At 71.7% G+C, this 16911-nt stretch carries 18 protein-coding genes and 1 tRNA gene; 5 read left to right on the forward strand and 14 right to left on the reverse strand.

Annotation, left to right across the window (positions count from 1 at the left end):
- Positions 1-22 precede the first annotated feature (22 nt).
- From ACIBJC_RS17220 to ACIBJC_RS17240, 5 genes are all read right to left on the reverse strand, one after another.
- Complete coding sequence (locus ACIBJC_RS17220) at positions 23-1264, reverse strand: NlpC/P60 family protein (RefSeq protein ID WP_399292806.1); 1242 nt, start codon at positions 1262-1264, stop codon at positions 23-25.
- A 107-nt stretch (positions 1265-1371) separates the two neighbouring features.
- A complete protein-coding gene (locus ACIBJC_RS17225) occupies positions 1372-1665 on the reverse strand; it encodes a hypothetical protein (RefSeq protein WP_399292808.1) in 294 nt (97 codons plus the stop codon).
- 11 nt (positions 1666-1676) lie between these two features.
- Positions 1677-1871 carry a DUF397 domain-containing protein gene (locus tag ACIBJC_RS17230; RefSeq protein WP_399292810.1) on the reverse strand — a complete coding sequence of 65 codons (195 nt, stop codon included), beginning with the start codon at positions 1869-1871 and terminating at the stop codon, positions 1677-1679.
- A gap of 21 nt (positions 1872-1892) precedes the next feature.
- A complete protein-coding gene (locus tag ACIBJC_RS17235; RefSeq protein ID WP_399292812.1) occupies positions 1893-2090 on the reverse strand; it encodes a DUF397 domain-containing protein in 198 nt (65 codons plus the stop codon).
- A 14-nt stretch (positions 2091-2104) separates the two neighbouring features.
- Positions 2105-2932 carry a helix-turn-helix domain-containing protein gene (locus tag ACIBJC_RS17240; protein ID WP_399292814.1) on the reverse strand — a complete coding sequence of 276 codons (828 nt, stop codon included), beginning with the start codon at positions 2930-2932 and terminating at the stop codon, positions 2105-2107.
- A gap of 203 nt (positions 2933-3135) precedes the next feature.
- Here ACIBJC_RS17240 and ACIBJC_RS17245 point away from each other — a divergent pair, with 203 nt between their 5' ends.
- Positions 3136-3459 carry a hypothetical protein gene (locus tag ACIBJC_RS17245; protein WP_399292816.1) on the forward strand — a complete coding sequence of 108 codons (324 nt, stop codon included), beginning with the start codon at positions 3136-3138 and terminating at the stop codon, positions 3457-3459.
- A gap of 1227 nt (positions 3460-4686) precedes the next feature.
- Here the strand turns inward: ACIBJC_RS17245 and ACIBJC_RS17250 are convergent.
- A complete protein-coding gene (locus ACIBJC_RS17250) occupies positions 4687-5631 on the reverse strand; it encodes a diiron oxygenase (protein ID WP_399292818.1) in 945 nt (314 codons plus the stop codon).
- Between the two features lie 120 nt (positions 5632-5751).
- Positions 5752-6678 carry an alpha/beta fold hydrolase gene (locus ACIBJC_RS17255; RefSeq protein ID WP_399292820.1) on the reverse strand — a complete coding sequence of 309 codons (927 nt, stop codon included), beginning with the start codon at positions 6676-6678 and terminating at the stop codon, positions 5752-5754.
- Positions 6679-6794: 116 nt separating this feature from the next.
- On the opposite strand from ACIBJC_RS17255, the gene ACIBJC_RS17260 reads away from it, so the two are divergent.
- Complete coding sequence (locus ACIBJC_RS17260; protein ID WP_399292822.1) at positions 6795-7694, forward strand: ADP-ribosylglycohydrolase family protein; 900 nt, start codon at positions 6795-6797, stop codon at positions 7692-7694.
- On the opposite strand, the gene ACIBJC_RS17265 is transcribed toward ACIBJC_RS17260, so the two are convergent.
- The 5 genes from ACIBJC_RS17265 to ACIBJC_RS17285 form a co-directional block, all read right to left on the reverse strand.
- A complete protein-coding gene (locus ACIBJC_RS17265; RefSeq protein ID WP_399292824.1) occupies positions 7612-8850 on the reverse strand; it encodes an amidase family protein in 1239 nt (412 codons plus the stop codon). The two genes, ACIBJC_RS17260 and ACIBJC_RS17265, sit on opposite strands and share 83 nt — an antisense overlap.
- Positions 8851-8875: 25 nt before the next feature.
- Positions 8876-10333, reverse strand: coding sequence for a penicillin-binding transpeptidase domain-containing protein (locus ACIBJC_RS17270; protein ID WP_399292826.1), 1458 nt, complete (start codon positions 10331-10333; stop codon positions 8876-8878).
- On the reverse strand, positions 10330-11724 hold the full coding sequence (locus ACIBJC_RS17275; protein ID WP_399292828.1) for an FtsW/RodA/SpoVE family cell cycle protein: 1395 nt from the start codon (positions 11722-11724) through the stop codon (positions 10330-10332). The genes ACIBJC_RS17270 and ACIBJC_RS17275 overlap by 4 nt, the downstream gene beginning before the upstream one ends.
- Positions 11725-11839: 115 nt before the next feature.
- Positions 11840-12271, reverse strand: coding sequence for an SH3 domain-containing protein (locus ACIBJC_RS17280; protein WP_399292830.1), 432 nt, complete (start codon positions 12269-12271; stop codon positions 11840-11842).
- A gap of 222 nt (positions 12272-12493) precedes the next feature.
- Positions 12494-12868, reverse strand: a complete 375-nt coding sequence (locus ACIBJC_RS17285) for a zinc-ribbon domain-containing protein (protein ID WP_399292832.1) — start codon at positions 12866-12868, stop codon at positions 12494-12496.
- Between the two features lie 189 nt (positions 12869-13057).
- Between ACIBJC_RS17285 and ACIBJC_RS17290 the strand changes: the two genes are divergently transcribed.
- The gene (locus tag ACIBJC_RS17290) at positions 13058-13933 is read left to right on the forward strand and encodes a nuclease-related domain-containing protein (protein WP_399292834.1); all 876 of its coding nucleotides are present in this window, start codon (positions 13058-13060) and stop codon (positions 13931-13933) included.
- Positions 13934-13990: 57 nt separating this feature from the next.
- Here the strand turns inward: ACIBJC_RS17290 and ligD are convergent, their stop codons facing one another.
- Positions 13991-14884, reverse strand: a complete 894-nt coding sequence (gene ligD / locus ACIBJC_RS17295) for a non-homologous end-joining DNA ligase (RefSeq protein ID WP_399292836.1) — start codon at positions 14882-14884, stop codon at positions 13991-13993.
- A 70-nt stretch (positions 14885-14954) separates the two neighbouring features.
- Here ligD and ACIBJC_RS17300 point away from each other — a divergent pair, with 70 nt between their 5' ends.
- Complete coding sequence (locus ACIBJC_RS17300; RefSeq protein WP_399292838.1) at positions 14955-15974, forward strand: Ku protein; 1020 nt, start codon at positions 14955-14957, stop codon at positions 15972-15974.
- A gap of 110 nt (positions 15975-16084) precedes the next feature.
- Positions 16085-16156: transfer RNA gene (locus tag ACIBJC_RS17305), tRNA-Arg, on the forward strand.
- A gap of 134 nt (positions 16157-16290) precedes the next feature.
- On the opposite strand, the gene ACIBJC_RS17310 is transcribed toward ACIBJC_RS17305, so the two are convergent.
- The gene (locus ACIBJC_RS17310) at positions 16291-16911 is read right to left on the reverse strand and encodes a DUF4232 domain-containing protein (RefSeq protein WP_399292840.1); all 621 of its coding nucleotides are present in this window, start codon (positions 16909-16911) and stop codon (positions 16291-16293) included.

The raw sequence follows: 16911 nt of genomic DNA on the forward strand, positions 1-16911 counted from the left end.
GTCCCTCAGCTCTTCCCGTCCCTCAACTCTCCCCGAATCCCACGTCGGACCCCTCCATCGCGCCCTCCGGCAGAAGGGGCGGGACATAGGCCGCCGGGGCCAGGGCGGCAGCGCCGGGGTCCGGGCGAACGGCGCCCAGCAGGGGATTGGCCGCGATGGGGGAGACCTTGACGTACGCCCCGGGGCGCGGCGCCTGGATCACCATGCCGTCGCCCAGGTAGATCGCGACATGCGTGGCCTCCGGGAAGTAGATCACCAGGTCGCCGGGGCGCAGCTCGCGCAGCGGGATCCGGGGCAGGTCGCGCCACTGCTCCTGGCTGGTACGGGGGATGGCGAGCCCGGCGTGCGCCCAGGCCTGTGAGGTGAGCCCCGAGCAGTCGTACGAACCGGGCCCCTCCGCGCCCCACTCGTACGGCTTGCCGATCTGCCCGGCGGCGAACTCCACCGCCCGGCCGCCCGCAGCGGACGGCGTGCCGCGCGACCCGGCGGGGGCACCCGGCGCCCCTGGGGCCCCGGCCGCGCCGACGGTGTCCCCGAGGGCGCCGGAGCCGATCAGCTCGCGCTGGGCCCGCTCCGTACCGGACTTCTCCAGCGCGGCGATCGAGGCGATATCCGTACCGCTGAGGGAGGCGAGCAGCTTCTCGACCTCGCGAAGCCGCGAACCGACCGTGTCGCGCTGCTTCTTCTGCCGCGCGACGAGCTGCCGCTGCCGGTCGAGTGCCGTACGGGACGCGCTCGCGAGGGCGTCGGCGCGCTGCTCGCCGGCCGTCAGCCCCCGCATCGTGCGGGCCCGGGAACGCGCCACCCGCTCCAGCAGATGGCCGTCGTCCAGGATGTGCGAGGCGTCGGGGGAGAGGAACAGCCGCAGGTAGTCGGAGAGGTCGGACTGCCCCTGGTACTGCCGGCGCGCCAGCAGTCCCGCGTCCCCCCGGCTCCGCTCCAGCGCGGCCTGCGCCCGGGTGAGATCGGCCGCCAGCTTCCTGGCCTCGACGCGCTGCCGGATCAGCTCGACCTCGGTGGCGTTGTACGCCTCGGTGGCCTGCTCGGTCTGCCGGTAGAGGAGCTGGAGCCGGCCGAGCAGCCCGGAGACGGTGGCGGGCGGCGCGCCGAGGGTGGCAGCCGCCGGAGTCGAAGCGCTCGGTGCCGACGGTACGGGCGGGAGCGGAGGCTCCGGGGCGGCGTACGCGGGGAAGGGCACCGCGACGAGGAGGGTCGCGGTGGCCAGCGCCGCCGTACAGACAGATCGCAGCACTCTTCCTGACACGTCATCACCTCGGGTTGCGGGACGAGGTGTCCAGTCCTAAGAGATGACAGGGCGTCGGATGATGAGAAGAGCCGACTAATGGGCGGTGTGGCGCAACGACATCACCCCTACGGGCCGGCGGGATCGGTCCCGGCGCCCCGGGGCTTCGACCACGGCCACCGGGGGCCCCGCTCCCCGCGCCCCTCGGGGACGTACACGTACTTCCAGCCGCGCTGGATCCCGAGCCGTCTGGTGTACCCGGCGGGCTCGCGCAGATACGCGTACACGGTGGGCGCCCCGCCGTCGGCGGCGGGTACGGGGACCTCGTACCACTTCGGCGGATTCCCGGTCGGCCCGGTCAGCACGGGCAGGACACGCCCGTCGAGCGGGCCGCCGGTGAAGGGGGTGTTTTCGCTTCTCACGGGTCCCAGTCTCAGACGAAGTGGTCGAACTCCCCGGCTTTGACGCCGAGTATGAAGGCGTGGAGTTTGTCGGGGGTGGTGGTGAGGATGACGTCGGGGTCGTCGCTCTCGACGAGCTTGACGGTGCCGTCGGGGGCGGCGGCCAGGTGGACGCAGCCGTTCCCGCCGCCGCTGTAGGAGGACTTCTGCCAGTGGAGGGCGGACACGCCTAGTTCTCCTCGGTGGGCCTACGTGACGAAGTGGTCGAACTCCCCGGCTTTGACGCCGAGTATGAAGGCGTGGAGTTTGTCGGGGGTGGTGGTGAGGATGAGGCCGGGGTCGTCGCTCTCGACGAGCTTGACGGTGCCGTCGGGGGCAGCGGCGATGTGGACACAGCCGTTGCCATCGCCGCTGTAGGAGGACTTCTGCCAGTGGAGAGCGGCCATGCGCCTTTCCCTTCTTACAACGCTGCTGCGACGCGGCGGATCAGATCCCGGGACTCTGATGGTTTGAGGCTACAACGCTCAATGTGGTCCAGGATGATCCGATACCTTGCCAACTGCGGCGGGGCGTCGAGGAACGTCAGTCCATGATCGGTGTCGAGCTGAACGGTGTCCAGGGCCGGGACTGCTCCGGCCATGTAGTAGATGCCGGTTCCGGCGCTCGGGAACGTGCCTGCCCCGAAAGGGACGACCGAGATCGTGATGTGCTCCAGTTCGCTCACTTCGAGCAGGTGCATGAGCTGCGCCCGCGTCACTTCGGGGCCACCGAACCCCATGTGCAGGGCGACCTCATGAAGGACGGTCGTCATCGGCTTCGGGTTCTCTCCGTACACCGCCACCTGCCGCTTGATCCGGAACGAGACCCGGTGTTCCACCTCGTGGGGTGCGAACGGCGGTACGACATCGCTGATGACAGCGTGGGCGTAGGCCCTGGTCTGGAGCAGCCCGGGGACGTGACCCATGGCTGAGGTCCGCATCGACGTGGAGTGGTGTTCGAGTTCGGCCAGATCGAGGGCGCCCGGCGGCATCAGGGTGCGGTACTCGTCCCACCAGCCACGTGTCCGTCCTCCGGTCATCTCGGTGAGTGCCTCGATGTACGCCTCATCCGTGCAGCTATAGCTTCGGGCCAGGGAGCGGACCCGATCCGCGCCTACTGCGTAACGGCCCGATTCGATACTGCTGATGCGCGGCTGCGAGGAACCGTCCAGCTCGCCCGCCTGGGCCGTTGTTAGCTCAGCCTGCTGACGGAGCCTGCGCAGTTCAGCGCCGAGACGCCGCTGTCGCACAGTGGCAGGAAGGTGCTTCGGGCGCATTTTTCTCCCTCACTCATTTGGATGCTCTCTCCTCAGGCAGGTAGATGAATCATAGTGACGTCGTTACGGTGTGAAGCACGCCACAGCAAGTGGCCACGCCGCAAGGTGTCTTCGCTTCGCCGCGCCCTGCTGTGTCTCGGGCGGGCGGACGGGTGTGCCTACCGAAGGGGATCGTCATGACCGTATCGCCGCAGGACTCCGCCCTGAACTCGTTCGATTACGAGAGGGAGTTGTGCGCACTCGTGCGCGATACCGCGCCCCGGCTCTTCGCCGTCGTTGTGGAGTACCGCGACGGGGAGGGTGAGTGGGACCGGGACGCCGCCGTCGTGGCCTGGGGGCTGGCGCACGAGGACGGCGGGGCCGAGGTGACGCGGGTGGGCGGCGGCGGGCAGTTGCGGCTCGCGGCGCCGGAGAATGTGGCGCGGTACTTCGGGCGTGGTGACGGGTGCGCGTCCCGAGTGGTGTGGCTCGCACCCGAGGTGAGCGCCCCGGCGGCGTGAGCGAGGGGCTGGGGGTCTGTCGCGGCGGTCCGGTGGTGTCTCATGGCGGGCGGTCCGCCCCCTCCCTGGTTCGATGATCGCGGTTCCGGGGTGTGCGTCAAGGGCGCTCCTTTGTCGCGTCGGCTGCGCCGATGGCCTCCGGCCACCCTTGACCCCCACCCCTCCACCGCTGGAAAAGGCGTGGGGAGGGGGCGGGGGGGAGGGGTCCCCTGGGAAACACCGATGTCCCTGGGGTCGGTTCCAGGCTTGCGGGCCGGTTCGCCCTGCGGGGCGCGCATTCGTGGAGTGGGGCGGTGACGGGTTTCGTCAAGCGTCCGCCGACCGGTCGTGCGCTGGGCTTCATGCCCCGCTGGTCATTCGCCGTGGGTGGGGTCGGTGGTGAATGCGACGTGGCCGGGACCGACTTGACGGAGAGGGCCGACTTGGCGGAGCCGGGGTGGTGGGGTGCCGGGGCAGGATGCGGTGCGGGGGCAGGGCGCGGTCTTGGTGGCCGATAGGGCGCTTCCCCATCCATAAAGCATGCGTTATGCCCCAGTTTGCCCCGGCTGATTGGGGGGTTGGCTCCGTTGTTCCGTGACTGCGTGCAGCCAGCGCACCTATGCGGGACTCTCGGCACACACTTCCCCGTTGGGCACCTCTCCCGTCCCACACGTCACATCCGCCCCGACTCCACCCGACCCCTCCCACCCACGACGGGTGACCAGCGGGGCATGAAGCCCAACCGTCATCCGGCGGAGAGCCGCTTGACGAAAGCCGCCACCGCCCCACTCCACGACCGCGCGCCCCGCAGGGCGAACCCACCCGCAAGCCTGGAACGGAGCGGGAGTACAGCCGTGTTTCCCAGGGGACCCCTCCCCCCCCCGCCCCCTCCCCACGCCTTTTCCAGCGGTGGAGGGGTGTGGGTCAAGGGTGGAGCGAAGCGGAATCGGCGAAGCCGACGCGACGTAGGAGCGCCCTTGACGCACACCCCGGAGCCGCGATCATCGGACCAGGGAGGGGGCGGACCGCCCGCCATGAGACACCACCGGCCCACCCCAACAGACCCCCCACCCCAACAGACCCTCCACCCCAACAGACCCTCCACCCCAACAGACCCTCCACCCCAACAGACCCTCCACCCCAACAGACCCTCCACCCCAACAGACCCCCCACCCCAACAGACCCCCCACCCCAACAGACCCCCCACCCCCCGCCCCCCGCCCCCCGCCCCCCGCCCCCCGCCCCGGCTCAGGGCAGCAGGCCCGAGGATTGCCAGAGCTTGCGGCCCGGGCCGCGTAGTACGCCGATGTCGTCCAGGAAGTCCGTCAGCCGCTTCGCGCCTGCCTGCATGACCTCGCGCCGGTGGCCGCTCGCCCTGACCTGGGCGACGGCCGCGCGCTGGTCGAGTCCGACGTTCGCGTACGCCTGCGGGTTGACGAAGCAGACCGAGAAGACCCGGGCCGCCTGGCCGCAGCTCAGCCGGGTGAACTCCTGCTCCCAGCGCGGCGCGGTCACCATCTGGCGCCGCAACTCCTCGCGTGCGTACCGCACATGGCGTGCCTCCTCGATGACATGGATCCGGGTCACCCCGCGTACGAGGGGCTGGATCCGCTCGTCCGGGAAGGTCAGCCGCTGCATCCAGTCGAGGATCTCCTCGCCGAGGAGCGTGGCCGCGAAGGACCCCGGGGTGGTGGAGACCGTTTTCAGGACGCGCGCCATGTTGTGGTACCTGCCCGGTACGGGGTAGGTCGGCGCCCCGCCCTTCTGGATCAGCCGCGCGAACATCATCGAGTGCCGGCACTCGTCCGCGATCTCGGTGAGGGCGTACCGGACGTGACTGCTGGTCACGGGCTTGTCGTAGATGTGCCTGACCAGGAGCTGCATCAGGATGATCTCGAACCAGATGCCGAGGGAGGCGAGTGACGCGGCCTCGTGCCGGGCCAGGTCCATCCGCTGCTCCTCGGGCATCGTGTGCCACAGGGGCGTGTCGTAGAGCGAGACCAGTTCGGGCGGCCAGTACCACTTTCCATCCTCGGGCGGTGCCTCCCAGTCGAGTTCCCTGTCGGGGTCGAAGGAGTGCTTGGCGGAGGATTCGAGGAGCCGCTCCGCGACCTGCTCGCGGTCGCGGAGCGGGCCGAGCGCGTCGCGGAGGAGCTGTACGTCGCGTTCGGTCGCTGGTGTTGTTGGTGTCATGGCGGGCGCACCTCACGGTCACGGCTGGCGGACGACTGGTGTTACCGGCGGTCACCCCTTATGAGACTACTTGTCAGTAAGGTCGTCAATCCCTTGTGTGCCGATCCCTTGTGCGGTGCGTCAGAGCGTGCGGGTGAAGGTGAGCAGCAGCGCGGCGACCGCCTCCGGCTCCTCCAGCAGCATCGCGTGCGTCGCGTCGATGTCCTCCGTGTAGGTGGGGTGCGTACGCTCCTCCGCGAGCGCCGCGAGGTCCCCGTCCAGGCCCTTCGCGTGCGAGGCCGTCAGCTCCTCGAACCACTCCATGCCCGGCGTCGGGGGCCCCGCGCGCCGTCCCCGTACACAGAGCACCGGGCACGGGACGCGGCGCGCCAGCGCGAACAGGTCGAGGGTGTCCAGCGCGTCGAACATCTCCAGCGCCGTCTCCCGCAGGGGCAGCGTCTGGAAGGTGCCGTCGGGCAGTGCGCGCGCCGAGGCGCGGACGGTCGCCTCGGCGCGGTCGCGCGGGACGCCGAACGTGCCCGCGTACGCCACCTGTTGCTCCACGTACTCGGCGGGTGCGATCCGGCCCGCGGCCGACCGCACCATTTCGCCGATCCGTTCGAGGCCCGTGGTGACGGCGGCCGGGTCGAGGCCCGGGTAGTGCGCGAGCCGGCTCCACCAGAAGCCGTCGAGGTTCACGGCCCCGGGAGCTGCGCCAGGAGACGAGCCCGGAGCAGCGCCGGATGCCGCGAGGTGCAGGGCGATCATGCCGCCGAGGGAGTGCCCCACGGGCAGGGCGCCGGAGAGACCGTACGCCGCCACGGTCTGCTCGATCGCCTCGCAGGCCGCCGCGAACGACCAGCCCCCGTTGGACAGTTCACCCGCGTCCGGGGAGCGTCCGTGCCCCGGCAGATCGACGGCGAGCACCCGGTGGTGCGGCGTGAGCAGCGGCGCGACGGCGTCCCAGTCGGCGAGCGAACGGCCCGAGCCGTGCAGCAGGACGAGGGGCGGTCCTTCGCCGCCGTGGTCATGGGCATGGAGGGGCGAGGAGAGAGAGGAGGGGGGCATGCGGCTCACGGTAGTACGGCCGTTGGACGATAAGATCGTCCGCCGGAACGAGGGAATCGGGCCTTCCATGAGCCCATAATGGATAAGAGCCCGAAGAAACGGGCCCGCGCGGCACCATGGTGCGTATGACCGCCCGACGAACAGGTGTTGACCGCGAAGCCGCCCGCCGCAGCCTGGAAGGGCTCGCCCTGGGCGACGCCTTCGGCGAACGCTGGTTCCCCCTCTTCCGCGACCACGACCGCGCGTACGAGGAGATCAAGGCCCGGGTCACGCCCCAGGAGCTGGAGTGGCCCTGGACGGACGACACGGCCATGGCCCTCGCCCTCCACCGTGTCCTGGACGAGCACGGCACCGTCGAACAGGACCGGCTGGCCTCGGCGTTCGCCCTCGCGTACGAGTCGGGCCCGGGGCGCGGCTACGGCCACGGCATGCACATGCTGCTCCCCGCCCTGCTCGACCGGCCGCAGGACTGGCGCACGCTGGCGCCCGGCCTCTTCGAGGGCGGCAGCCTCGGCAACGGCGCGGCGATGCGGGTGGCGCCGCTCGGCGCCCGGTTCGCGGGCGACCTCGCCGAGGTCGCGCGTCAGGCCGTCCTGTCGGCCGAGGTCACCCACGTCCACCCGCAGGGCATCGCGGGCGCGGTGGCGGTCGCCGTGGCGGCGGCCCTGTCCGTACGGTCCGAACTCACCGTGGCGGCCGTCGCCCGCGCCACCCCGGAGGGCCCGGTACGGGACGGCCTGGCCCGCGCGGCGGAGCTGCCCTTCACCACCGAGCCCCGCGAGGCGGCGGACCTGCTCGGCAGCGGCCGGCGTATCCGCGCCGACGACACCGTCCCCTTCGCGGTCTGGACGGCGGCCCGCCACCGCGACGACCTGACGGCCGCGCTCTGGTCCACGGTGGAGGGGTTCGGCGACACCGACACGACCTGCGCCATCACCGGGGGCATCGTCGCGGCCCGTACGGGGACGGGCTCGGTACCGGCGCGGTGGCGGGAGCGACGCGAGCCGCTGCCGTAGCCGGAGCCGTGGCCGACCCCACTGCCACCGCCTCGGCAGCCTCGGCCGCCTCGGCCGCGACGGCGATGTCGAGCAGCGCCGCCTCCGTCCCCCGCTCCGTCACCAGTTGCAGCCCCACCGGGCAGCCGTCCGCCGTGAACCCGGCGGGGATGCTGGCCGCGGGATGCCCGCTCACATTGAACGCCCAGGTCAGCGCCGTGGAGTACTGCTCGCCCGGACCCTCGTGACCATGCGGGCGGTTCGGGGTGACCGGGGTGAGCAGCAGCGTCGTACGGGCGAACAGGGCGTCGAGCCGCCGGTCGTTCTCCGCTCGTACCTCGGCCGCCCGTACCGCTGCCGCCGGCCGTTCCCCGGGCCCGGCCCGTACCGCCTCTGTCGCCTCCGGCCGCGCGCCGCCCCGTATCGCCTGCCACGCCTCGCACGGGTCGAGCAGCGCGAACGGCCGCCGACGCGTGTCGAGCCGTACCACCCCCGCCGCCGCCAGCCGGTCCACCGCCGCCCGTACCACCGCCGCGACCTGCGGATCCACCGCGGCGAAGCCCAGATCCGCCGAGTACACCGCCGGGACGGGCAGCGGGACCGGCGGCACGTCCTCGGGGCCGTCCAGGACCCACCGCAGATACCCGCGCGCCTGCGCCGCCGTACGCGCGAGGACGCCCGCCGAGGCCAGCCCCGTACGGTCGGGTGAGGGCAGCAGGCCGTTCGTCGTCTTCAGCCCGAAGACCCCGCACCACGCCGCCGGGATCCGCACGGAACCGGCGCCGTCGCTCCCCGTCGCCAGCGGGACCATCCCCGCCGCGACCGCCACCGCCGCACCGGCCGAGGAGCCGCCGGGGGTACGGTCCGCGCGGTACGGGTTGACCGTACGGCCGCTCCTGCCCTGCCCCCAGGTCTGCCAGTGCGTACCCGGCCCCGGCACCGCCGTCGAACCGACCGGCACGGCGCCCGCCGCGATCAGCCGCCCCGCCGCGTACGACCGGATCCCGGACGGCCCCTTCACCGCGAACGGCGTCCCCGCGAGGGGCAGCGCGCGGTCCACCCGCGCCGCCCGTTCCCGCGCCTCCTCGTCCCATACGTCGAGGAAGGCGTGGAGCGCGGGGTCGAGCCGCCCGATCCGCGCGAGCGCTTCCGCGACCGGCTCCAGTGGTTCGCTCATGAATCCCCCCAGGTCCATAACGGCCCTAGTCTCGCAGCGCCGCCTCCATCACCGCCCGCGCGATCGGCGCCGCGTCGCCCCCGCCGCTGATGTCCGTCCGCTTCGCCTCCGCGTCCTCCACGACCACCGCCACCGCGACCCCCGGCCGGCCCGAGGTGCCCGACTGGGCCCAGGCGATGAACCAGGCGTACGGCGTACCGGTGTTGTCCACCCCGTGCTGCGCCGTGCCGGTCTTCCCGCCGACCGTCGCCCCGTCGATCGCCGCGTTCGACCCCGTACCGTCCTCCACCGCGTCGATCATCATCGTCCGCAGCCGCTGCGCCGTGAGCGGGTTCATCGCGCGGGCGTACGAGCGCTGTCCCGTACGGGAGACGATGTCGCCGTCCGCGGCGAGCGTCCGGTCCACCAGGTACGGGTACTTGAGGTCCCCGCCGTTCGCCACCGCCGACGCGACCATCGCCATCTGGAGCGGCGTGGCCCGGGTGTCGAACTGTCCGATCGACGACAGCGCGAGCTGGTCGTCGCTCATCCGGGTGTCGAAGTGCGAGGCGGCGACCTCGGAGGGGATCCTGATCCCGGTGTCGTTGAAGCCGAACTTCCGTACGGTGTCGAGCATGTCGGACTGCCCGGTCCGCACCCCGAGCCCGGCCATCACCGTGTTGCAGGACCACTGGATCGCGTACGCCAGTGACGCCCGGTCGCATCCCTCCGCCTCGTTGGGGAGCGTGGTGCCGGTGCCCGGCAGGACGTACGGCTCCGCGATGTCGGTCGGCGCGTCCGGGTCCGTGACCGTCCCGGAGTCCAGCGCTGCCGCCGCCGTCACGATCTTGAAGGTGGAGCCGGGCGGATACGTCCCCCGGATGGCCCGGTCGAGCATCGGCTGCGCGCTCTCGCCGTTCAGCCGCGCCCACGCGTCCGCCACGCTCCTCCCCGTGCCTGAGAGCGCCCCCGGGTCGTACGACGGGCTGCTGACCAGCGCCAGGATCCGCCCGCTGAACGGCTCGACCGCCGCGACCGCGCCCCGCCGCCCGGCGAGCCCCTCGTACGCGGCGCGCTGCATCGAGGCGTTCACCGTGGTGGCGACGTCGCCGCCGGGCTGCCGGCTGCGGGTGATGTCGTTCCAGAAGGGGAACGGGGCGAGCATCGGGTCCGTACCGGAGAGGATCGGGTCCTCGGCGTTCTCCAGGAGCGTCGTGCCGTACGTCTGGGAGGCGTAGCCGGTGACGGGCGCGTACAGCGGGCCGTGGAGGTACGTGCGCTCGTACCGCAGATGCTCCCCGGTGTCCCTGGAGCCGGTGACGGCCTTGCCGTCGACCAGGATGTCGCCGCGCTTCTGGGAGTAACGGGCCACGGTGTCACGGCGGTTGGCGGGGTTGTGGTCGAGGGAGTCCGCGTCGACCACCTGGATCCTGGCCGCGTTGACGAGCAGCGCGGCGAGGAGAAGGAGGAAGAAGCCGGCGGTCCACCGGATGCAGCGGGTCATCGTGGCCCCTCGAAGGCCGTGTCCGGGGCGCGGCCCGGGGCTCTGTCCGGGGCCGGTGCGGGCGCCGGCCCCGGCACCGGGCCGCGGGCCGAGTCGCTGAGCCGCATCAGCAGCGCGATGATGATCCAGTTCGTGACGACGGACGAGCCGCCCTGCGCCAGGAACGGCATCGCCATCCCCGTCAGCGGGATCAGCCCCATCACTCCGCCCGCGATGACGAAGACCTGGAGGCCCAGGAGCGAGGAGAGGCCGATGGCGAGGAGACGGCCGAACGGGTCGCGCAGCGCGAGCCCGGCGCGGAAGCCGCGGGCCACCAGCAGCGCGTACAGCAGGAAGAGGGCCGTCAGCCCGACCAGCCCCAGCTCCTCGCCCGCCGTCGCCAGGATGAAGTCCGACTTGGCGGCGAAGCCGATCAGGATGGACCGGCCGAGCCCGAGCCCCGTACCGAACATCCCGCCCGCCGCGAACGCGAAGAGCGACTGGGCGAGCTGCCCGGGACCCTGGCCCGCGGCGATGGAGGCGAACGGGTGGAGCCAGTCCTCCACACGGCTGTGGACATGCGGTTCGAGCGAGCCGACCGCGTAGGCGCCGACCGCGGCGAGCAGCAGACCGGCCGCGATCCAGCCGGTGCGCCCCGTCGCGACGTACAGCATCACCACGAACAGCCCGAAGAAGAGCAGCGAGGTGCCCAGGTCCCGTTCGAGGACCAGGACCAGAACGCTGAGCAGCCAGATCGCCACCAGCGGACCGAGGACCCGCCCCATGGGCAACTGGAACCTCCGGCCCGTGTACGTCAGGGCGTTGCGGTTGGCGGCGAGATACGCGGCGAAGAAGACGGCGAGCAGGATCTTCGCGAACTCGCCGGGCTGGAAGGAAAATCCGCCGAACCTGATCCAGATCTTGGCCCCGTTCACTGCGGGGAAGGCGATCGGCACGACGAGGAGGAAGAGCGCGGTGGCGACGGAGAGGTACGCGTACCGCGCCAGCACGCGATGGTCGCGCAGGAACACGACGGCGGCGATGAACAGGGCCACGCCCAGGGTGGACCAGACGAGTTGGGTGGGCGCGGCCCGGTCGTCCGGGGTCTCCAGGTCGAGCCGGTAGATCAGGACGAGGCCCAGCCCGTTGAGCAGGATCGCGATGGGGAGCAGCAGCGGATCCGCGTACGGGGCGCGCAGGCGGACCGCGAGGTGCGCGAGGAGCGCGAGCGCGCCGAGGCCGGCGCCGTAACCGAGCGCGTCCGGCGGCACGGCGCGGTCCTTGCCGAGGCCGACGGCGACGTAACCGAAGACGGAGATGAGGACGGCGCAGAGGAGCAGGGAGAGTTCGACGCCGCGGCGCTTGGGGAGACGTAGCTCGGGTGGGGGAGCGTCCGCCCTCGTTGCGGTCATGCCTCGCAACGTAGCAAGGCGGCGCGACTTATGTCCGCTTATGCGGATTCATGCGGCACGCCGCCTTCACGGGCGCGCCGCGTGGTGCGGGCGGCCCTCCTTCATGGACGGTCCGTCAGCACCAGTGCGGGATCTCGTCGAGGCTGCGGATGTAGCGGGCGGACGCCCACGCGTAACTGCCGTCGGCGAGGAGGTACCAGTGGTCGTTGCCGTCCACGGACCCGCCCTCCACCTTGCAGAAGATCCGCACGATGGTGCCGTAGGGCAGCTCGCCGATGTCCCGGCCGGCGCGGGTCGGCTTGTCGCGGAGGATGAGCCCGGCCCTGGCGACGACCTCGCCCCGGTACCTGCCGGGGACCACGCGGGGGGAGTCGGCGGCGGCCGTTCCGGTGGACGCCCCGGTGCCCGTGGCCGCCGTTCCGGTGGCCGGCGCCCCGTCATCGGCCGTTCGCGCGACGGCGGGTGCGACGGCGGTGGCGAGGGTCGCGGCGGTGACGGTGGCGACGACGAGGGCGGCGGCGGTGCGGCGGAGGGAACGCGGGGGCATGGTGGCTCCTTGAACCTGATCGAACCGAACCGAACCGAATCGAACCTGATCGAATCTGAGGGGCGAGGGGCCGGTGATTCCGGCAGGTGGCTCGTGCTCGTGTGATCACGCTAGGGTCGTCACTCGGGGTCCGCAATACGGTGCAAATCGCCAGAAAGGTTCAGGTCAAGGGGTGGCGGAAGGCAGGCCGGGCCGGAGGGGCAGGGGGGCGATGGCCCCGTTTCACCGCTGGTAAGGATTCCCCTGTCCGGGCTGCCCCGGCTGCCCCGGCTGTCCGTACGGTCCGGGCTGTCCGGGCTGCGGCTGCCCGTACGCCGGGGCGCCGCCGGGCTGCCCGTACTGCTGGCCGCCGGCGTTGTGCTCCGCGCTCTGGGCGAGGAGCTGGTCGGCCTGCTCCTTGGAGATCTGCTGGTCCACGCCGCAGAACGTGCACTGTGTCGCGAACTTCGTGGAGAACGGGAACAGTGGGATGAAGAAGAGCGTGAACTTGGTGACGCGCTTCCTGAGGGTGTGCGCCGATGGGTTCCCGCAGTGGCCGCAGACCAGCGTCAATATCGCCAGTTGGTAGAGGTACCCCTTGGTGCCAAAGATGATCATGAGTCGATTCCTTACCTGGGAATGGCCGAGAGCGTTCGAGGAGAGTGTGCCGTACGCCACCGGCTTCGGGCAGTCCGGGCAGTCCAGGCGGTCCGGGCAGTCCGGGCGGTCCGGGCAGGCAGGTGCCCTCCCGTGCTCTTGCCCGCGCGGTGGGACTGCTGTTCCCATGGTGCGGGGGATGGGGGCGTCATGACTCGCTTACGCGTCACACCGGGGTACCGGCGGGGCCGGGACCGGCTCTACGTCAGCAGACGGGACGGCACGGCCGTCGCCTGGTACGACAAGGGCACGGGCCGGGTCAATCTGCTCACCGGCGCGGGCCGCGAGGACGTACTGGCCGCGCTGGCGCCGTATCTCGCGGGCGAGGTGACCGTGGGACCGGCCCCCGTGCCGACCCCCGCCGAACTCGACCGGCTCTCGCTCCACCCCGACGACGATCTGGCACCCAACCGGCCGGGCGAGGCGCTGCACGCCGTACTGGACGACGAGGAACCCGAGGACCCCGAGGAGTCCGTCCGGAGACAGCGGCTCCCGGCCCTTTCGGCTCTCCCGGCTCTTTCGGCCCTTTCCGTCTTGTGGCGCCGCCAGGACCCCCGCCGCGCGGAGCTGGCGGCCCAGCAGGTCCTCGGCGCGGCGCTCGACGCCCTGGAGGGCGCGGGCTGGCGGGTCCTGCACTCGATCCCGCTCCCCGGCGCCGCCCGTATCGACCACCTGGCGATCGGCCCGGCGGGTGTCCTGACCGTACGGACCCTCGCGGCCGGTGGCCGCCGCGTCCGGGTGGACGACCCGCTGGTCACCACGGGGCGCGGCGAACCGCTGCCGCACCTGCGCTGGGCCCGCCGCGACGCGGAGCGCGCCTCGCTCGCGCTGGCCACGGCCGTACGCCCCGTACTGGCCGTGGTGGAGGCGCACCCGCCCCGCGCCCTGCCGGCCCCGCCGGACGTACGGATCCTGCGCGAGACGGATATTCCGGCGCTGGCCTCGCTCGGCGGCGTACTGAAACCGGCGGACATCGAGACGCTGTACGCGACGGCGAGGAACCGCCACACCTGGCGACGCGTGTAGGGCCGTCCCCAGGAGGTGCCGCCTTCAAGAGAGCATCAGGCGGGCAAGAGGAGGACATCAGGCGGGCGGCGGCAGCTCCCCGGCCCCCTCCCCGGCGGCGAGCGGCCCCAGCAGGTCCCCGTACCGCTCCAGCCGCGCGGCGATGTCGTCCAGCCGGAAGACCAGCTCCGAGGCGGCCGTGCACCGCTCGACCTCTTCCCAGGTCAGCGGCGTGGAGACGGTCGGTTCCCGGCGCGCCCGCAGGGTGTACGGCGCCGCGGTCGTCTTCGCGGCGGCGTTCTGGCTGTGGTCGACGAAGACCTTCCCCGGCCGCAGCGACCGGCTCATCCGGTGCACCACCAGCTCCGGCAGCGCGGCCTCGGCCTCGACGGCGAGGCCCTTCGCGTAGGCGGAGACCTCCGCCGAGGGCGTCCGTACCAGCGGTACGAGCACATGGAGCCCTTTGGACCCCGAGGTCTTCACATACGCGGCGAGCCCGTCGTCGCGCAGCCGCCCGCGCAGCCAGAGCGCCACCGCGCAGCACTCGACGGCGGTCGCGGGCGCCCCGGGATCGAGGTCGAACACCAGCCGGTCGGCGCGTTCGGGCGCCTCGGCCCGCCACTGGTGCGTATGGAACTCCACGACCAGGTTCGCCGCCCACATCAGCGCCGCAAGGCCCTCCACCACCACCTGTTTCCCGGTGTCGGCCGTCCGGCGGGGTACGGCGGCGATCCGCACCCAGGAGGGGGTGCCGGGCGGCGGGTTCTTGGTGAAGAAGAGCTGACCGTCGGGCCCGTCCGGATAGCGGAGGAAGGAGACGGGGCGGTCGCTGAGATGGGCCAGCAGAGGGGCCGCCGTACGGGCGTAATAGTGCAGGACCTCGCCCTTGGTGGTGCCGGTGGCGGCGTACAGGACCTTGTCCAGATTGCTCAGGGCCAGGCGCCGCCCCTCCACCTCGGTGACAGGCGTCATAAGATGAGAATCCCATACATTCATCGGGAACCTCGCTTACCTCTTCTTCCTGGATGAAAGGTGCGGAACCTTGCGATCCATATGGAACGGCGCGATCTCCTTCGGGCTGGTCAGCATCCCGATCAAGCTGGTGAACGCCACCGAGAACCACTCCATCTCCTTCCGCCAGATCCACAAGGCGGACGGCGGCCGGATCCGCTACCGGAAGGTCTGCGAACTGGACCAGGAGGAGGTGGCGACCCCCGACATCGGCAAGGCGTACGAGGACGCGACCGGCACCATGATCCCGATCACCGATGCCGACCTGGCCGGACTGCCGCTGCCGACGGCGAAGACGATCGAGATCGTCGCGTTCGTCCCGGCGTCCTCGATCGACCCGCTCCAGATGGACGCGGCGTACTACCTCTCCGCGAGCGGCGTCCCGGCCGCCAAGCCGTACACCCTGCTGCGCGAGGCGCTGAAGCGCAGCCAGAAGGTGGCCGTCGCCAAATTCGCGCTACGGGGCCGGGAGCGGCTGGGGATGCTGCGGGTGGTCGGCGACGTGATCGCCATGCACGGCCTGCTCTGGCCGGACGAGATCCGCACCCCCGAGGGCGTCGCCCCGGAGACCGAGGTCACCGTACGCGACGCCGAACTCGACCTGGCCGACGCCCTGATGGACACCCTCGGCTCCGTCGACCTCGACTCGCTGCACGACGACTACCGGGAGGCGGTCGAGGAGATGATCGCCGCGAAGTCGGAGGGCGGCCCGCCCCCCGAGCACGAGCCGGCGGAGGCCCAGGGCGGGCGCGTCCTCGACCTGATGGCGGCGCTGGAGAACAGCGTGCGCGCGGCGAAGGAGGCGCGGGGCGAGGACAAGCAGGTCGCGGAGGTGACGGACCTCCCGACCAGAAGACGCAAGGCGACGGCGACGTCCAAGAACACCGCCACGAAGGAAGCGGCGCCGAAGAACGCGGCAGCCAAGAACACGGCAGCCAAGAAGACGACGGCAAAGAAGACAGCCGCGAAGAAGACGACGGCAAAGAAGGCCACGCGGAAGAAGACCACGGCCAAGCCCCGCTCGACCACCACCAAGCGAGCCTCGGCCTGACCCCCTCCAGGCGCCCCGGACCCCCGATACGAGACCCCGAAATACCTGTTCACGGCCACCCCGCCGAAGCTGGTAGGGTTTCCTTCGTCGCCAAGCAACACAGGCGGTACGCCCCCGTAGCTCAGGGGATAGAGCAACGGCCTCCGGAGCCGTGTGCGCAGGTTCGAATCCTGCCGGGGGCACTCGCCGTACCACCTACCAGAACTGGTAGGTGACCAGGGCGGATGCCGATATGAGAGAGCGGGAGTCAGTCACCACTGACTCCCGCTCTTCTCGTTTGCCCGGAGCCGGGCGGCGGAGCCGCGCGCGGGGGGTGTCAGTCGGACTTCTGCCAGGGTGTCGTCCCCAGTTGGCCGGTGTCCGTCAGGTCGAGCGGGCCGTCGATCGTCTCCACGGTCTGGGGCCGTTCCCCGGCGGCCGGGGCGATCTCCAGAAAGGTCCTCGACGCGTCGGGCGACATCATGCGCCAGCTCAGACCCGACCAGGCCGACTCGCCGGGCTTCAGGGTCAGCGGCGCGGGGTCCGGGGCGGGCCCCGCCATCGGGATGGCGTCCGTCCCCTGGTGGACCGTGATGTCGTACGGGGCGCGGTCCTCGTCCAGAACCCGGACGGTGGGGTAACCGTTCAACTCGTACGGGCGCGTACCGCAGTTGGTCAGGGTCACGGTCATGGCACGCAGCCCCATGGCGCCCTGGACCAGCCCGGGTGCGATCCGCACGCCCGACGCGGGACAGGCCGTGGCAGGAGCGGCGGGCTCGGACGGCGCGATGGTCGGCAGGGCCCGGTCCGTGGGCGCCACCGGCGGCGCGGGCTCCGGCGTCGCCGTCCTCGCGGGGTTGCGCTCGCGCTCCAGTTCACGCTCCAGGCTGCTGCAACCGGTGGCCAGTACGGCAGCCACGGCGAGGGTCAGAACATGTCCGATGCGTATGACGGTCAC

The organism is Streptomyces sp. NPDC050509 (genome assembly GCF_044457965.1).
Lineage (GTDB): Bacteria > Actinomycetota > Actinomycetes > Streptomycetales > Streptomycetaceae > Streptomyces.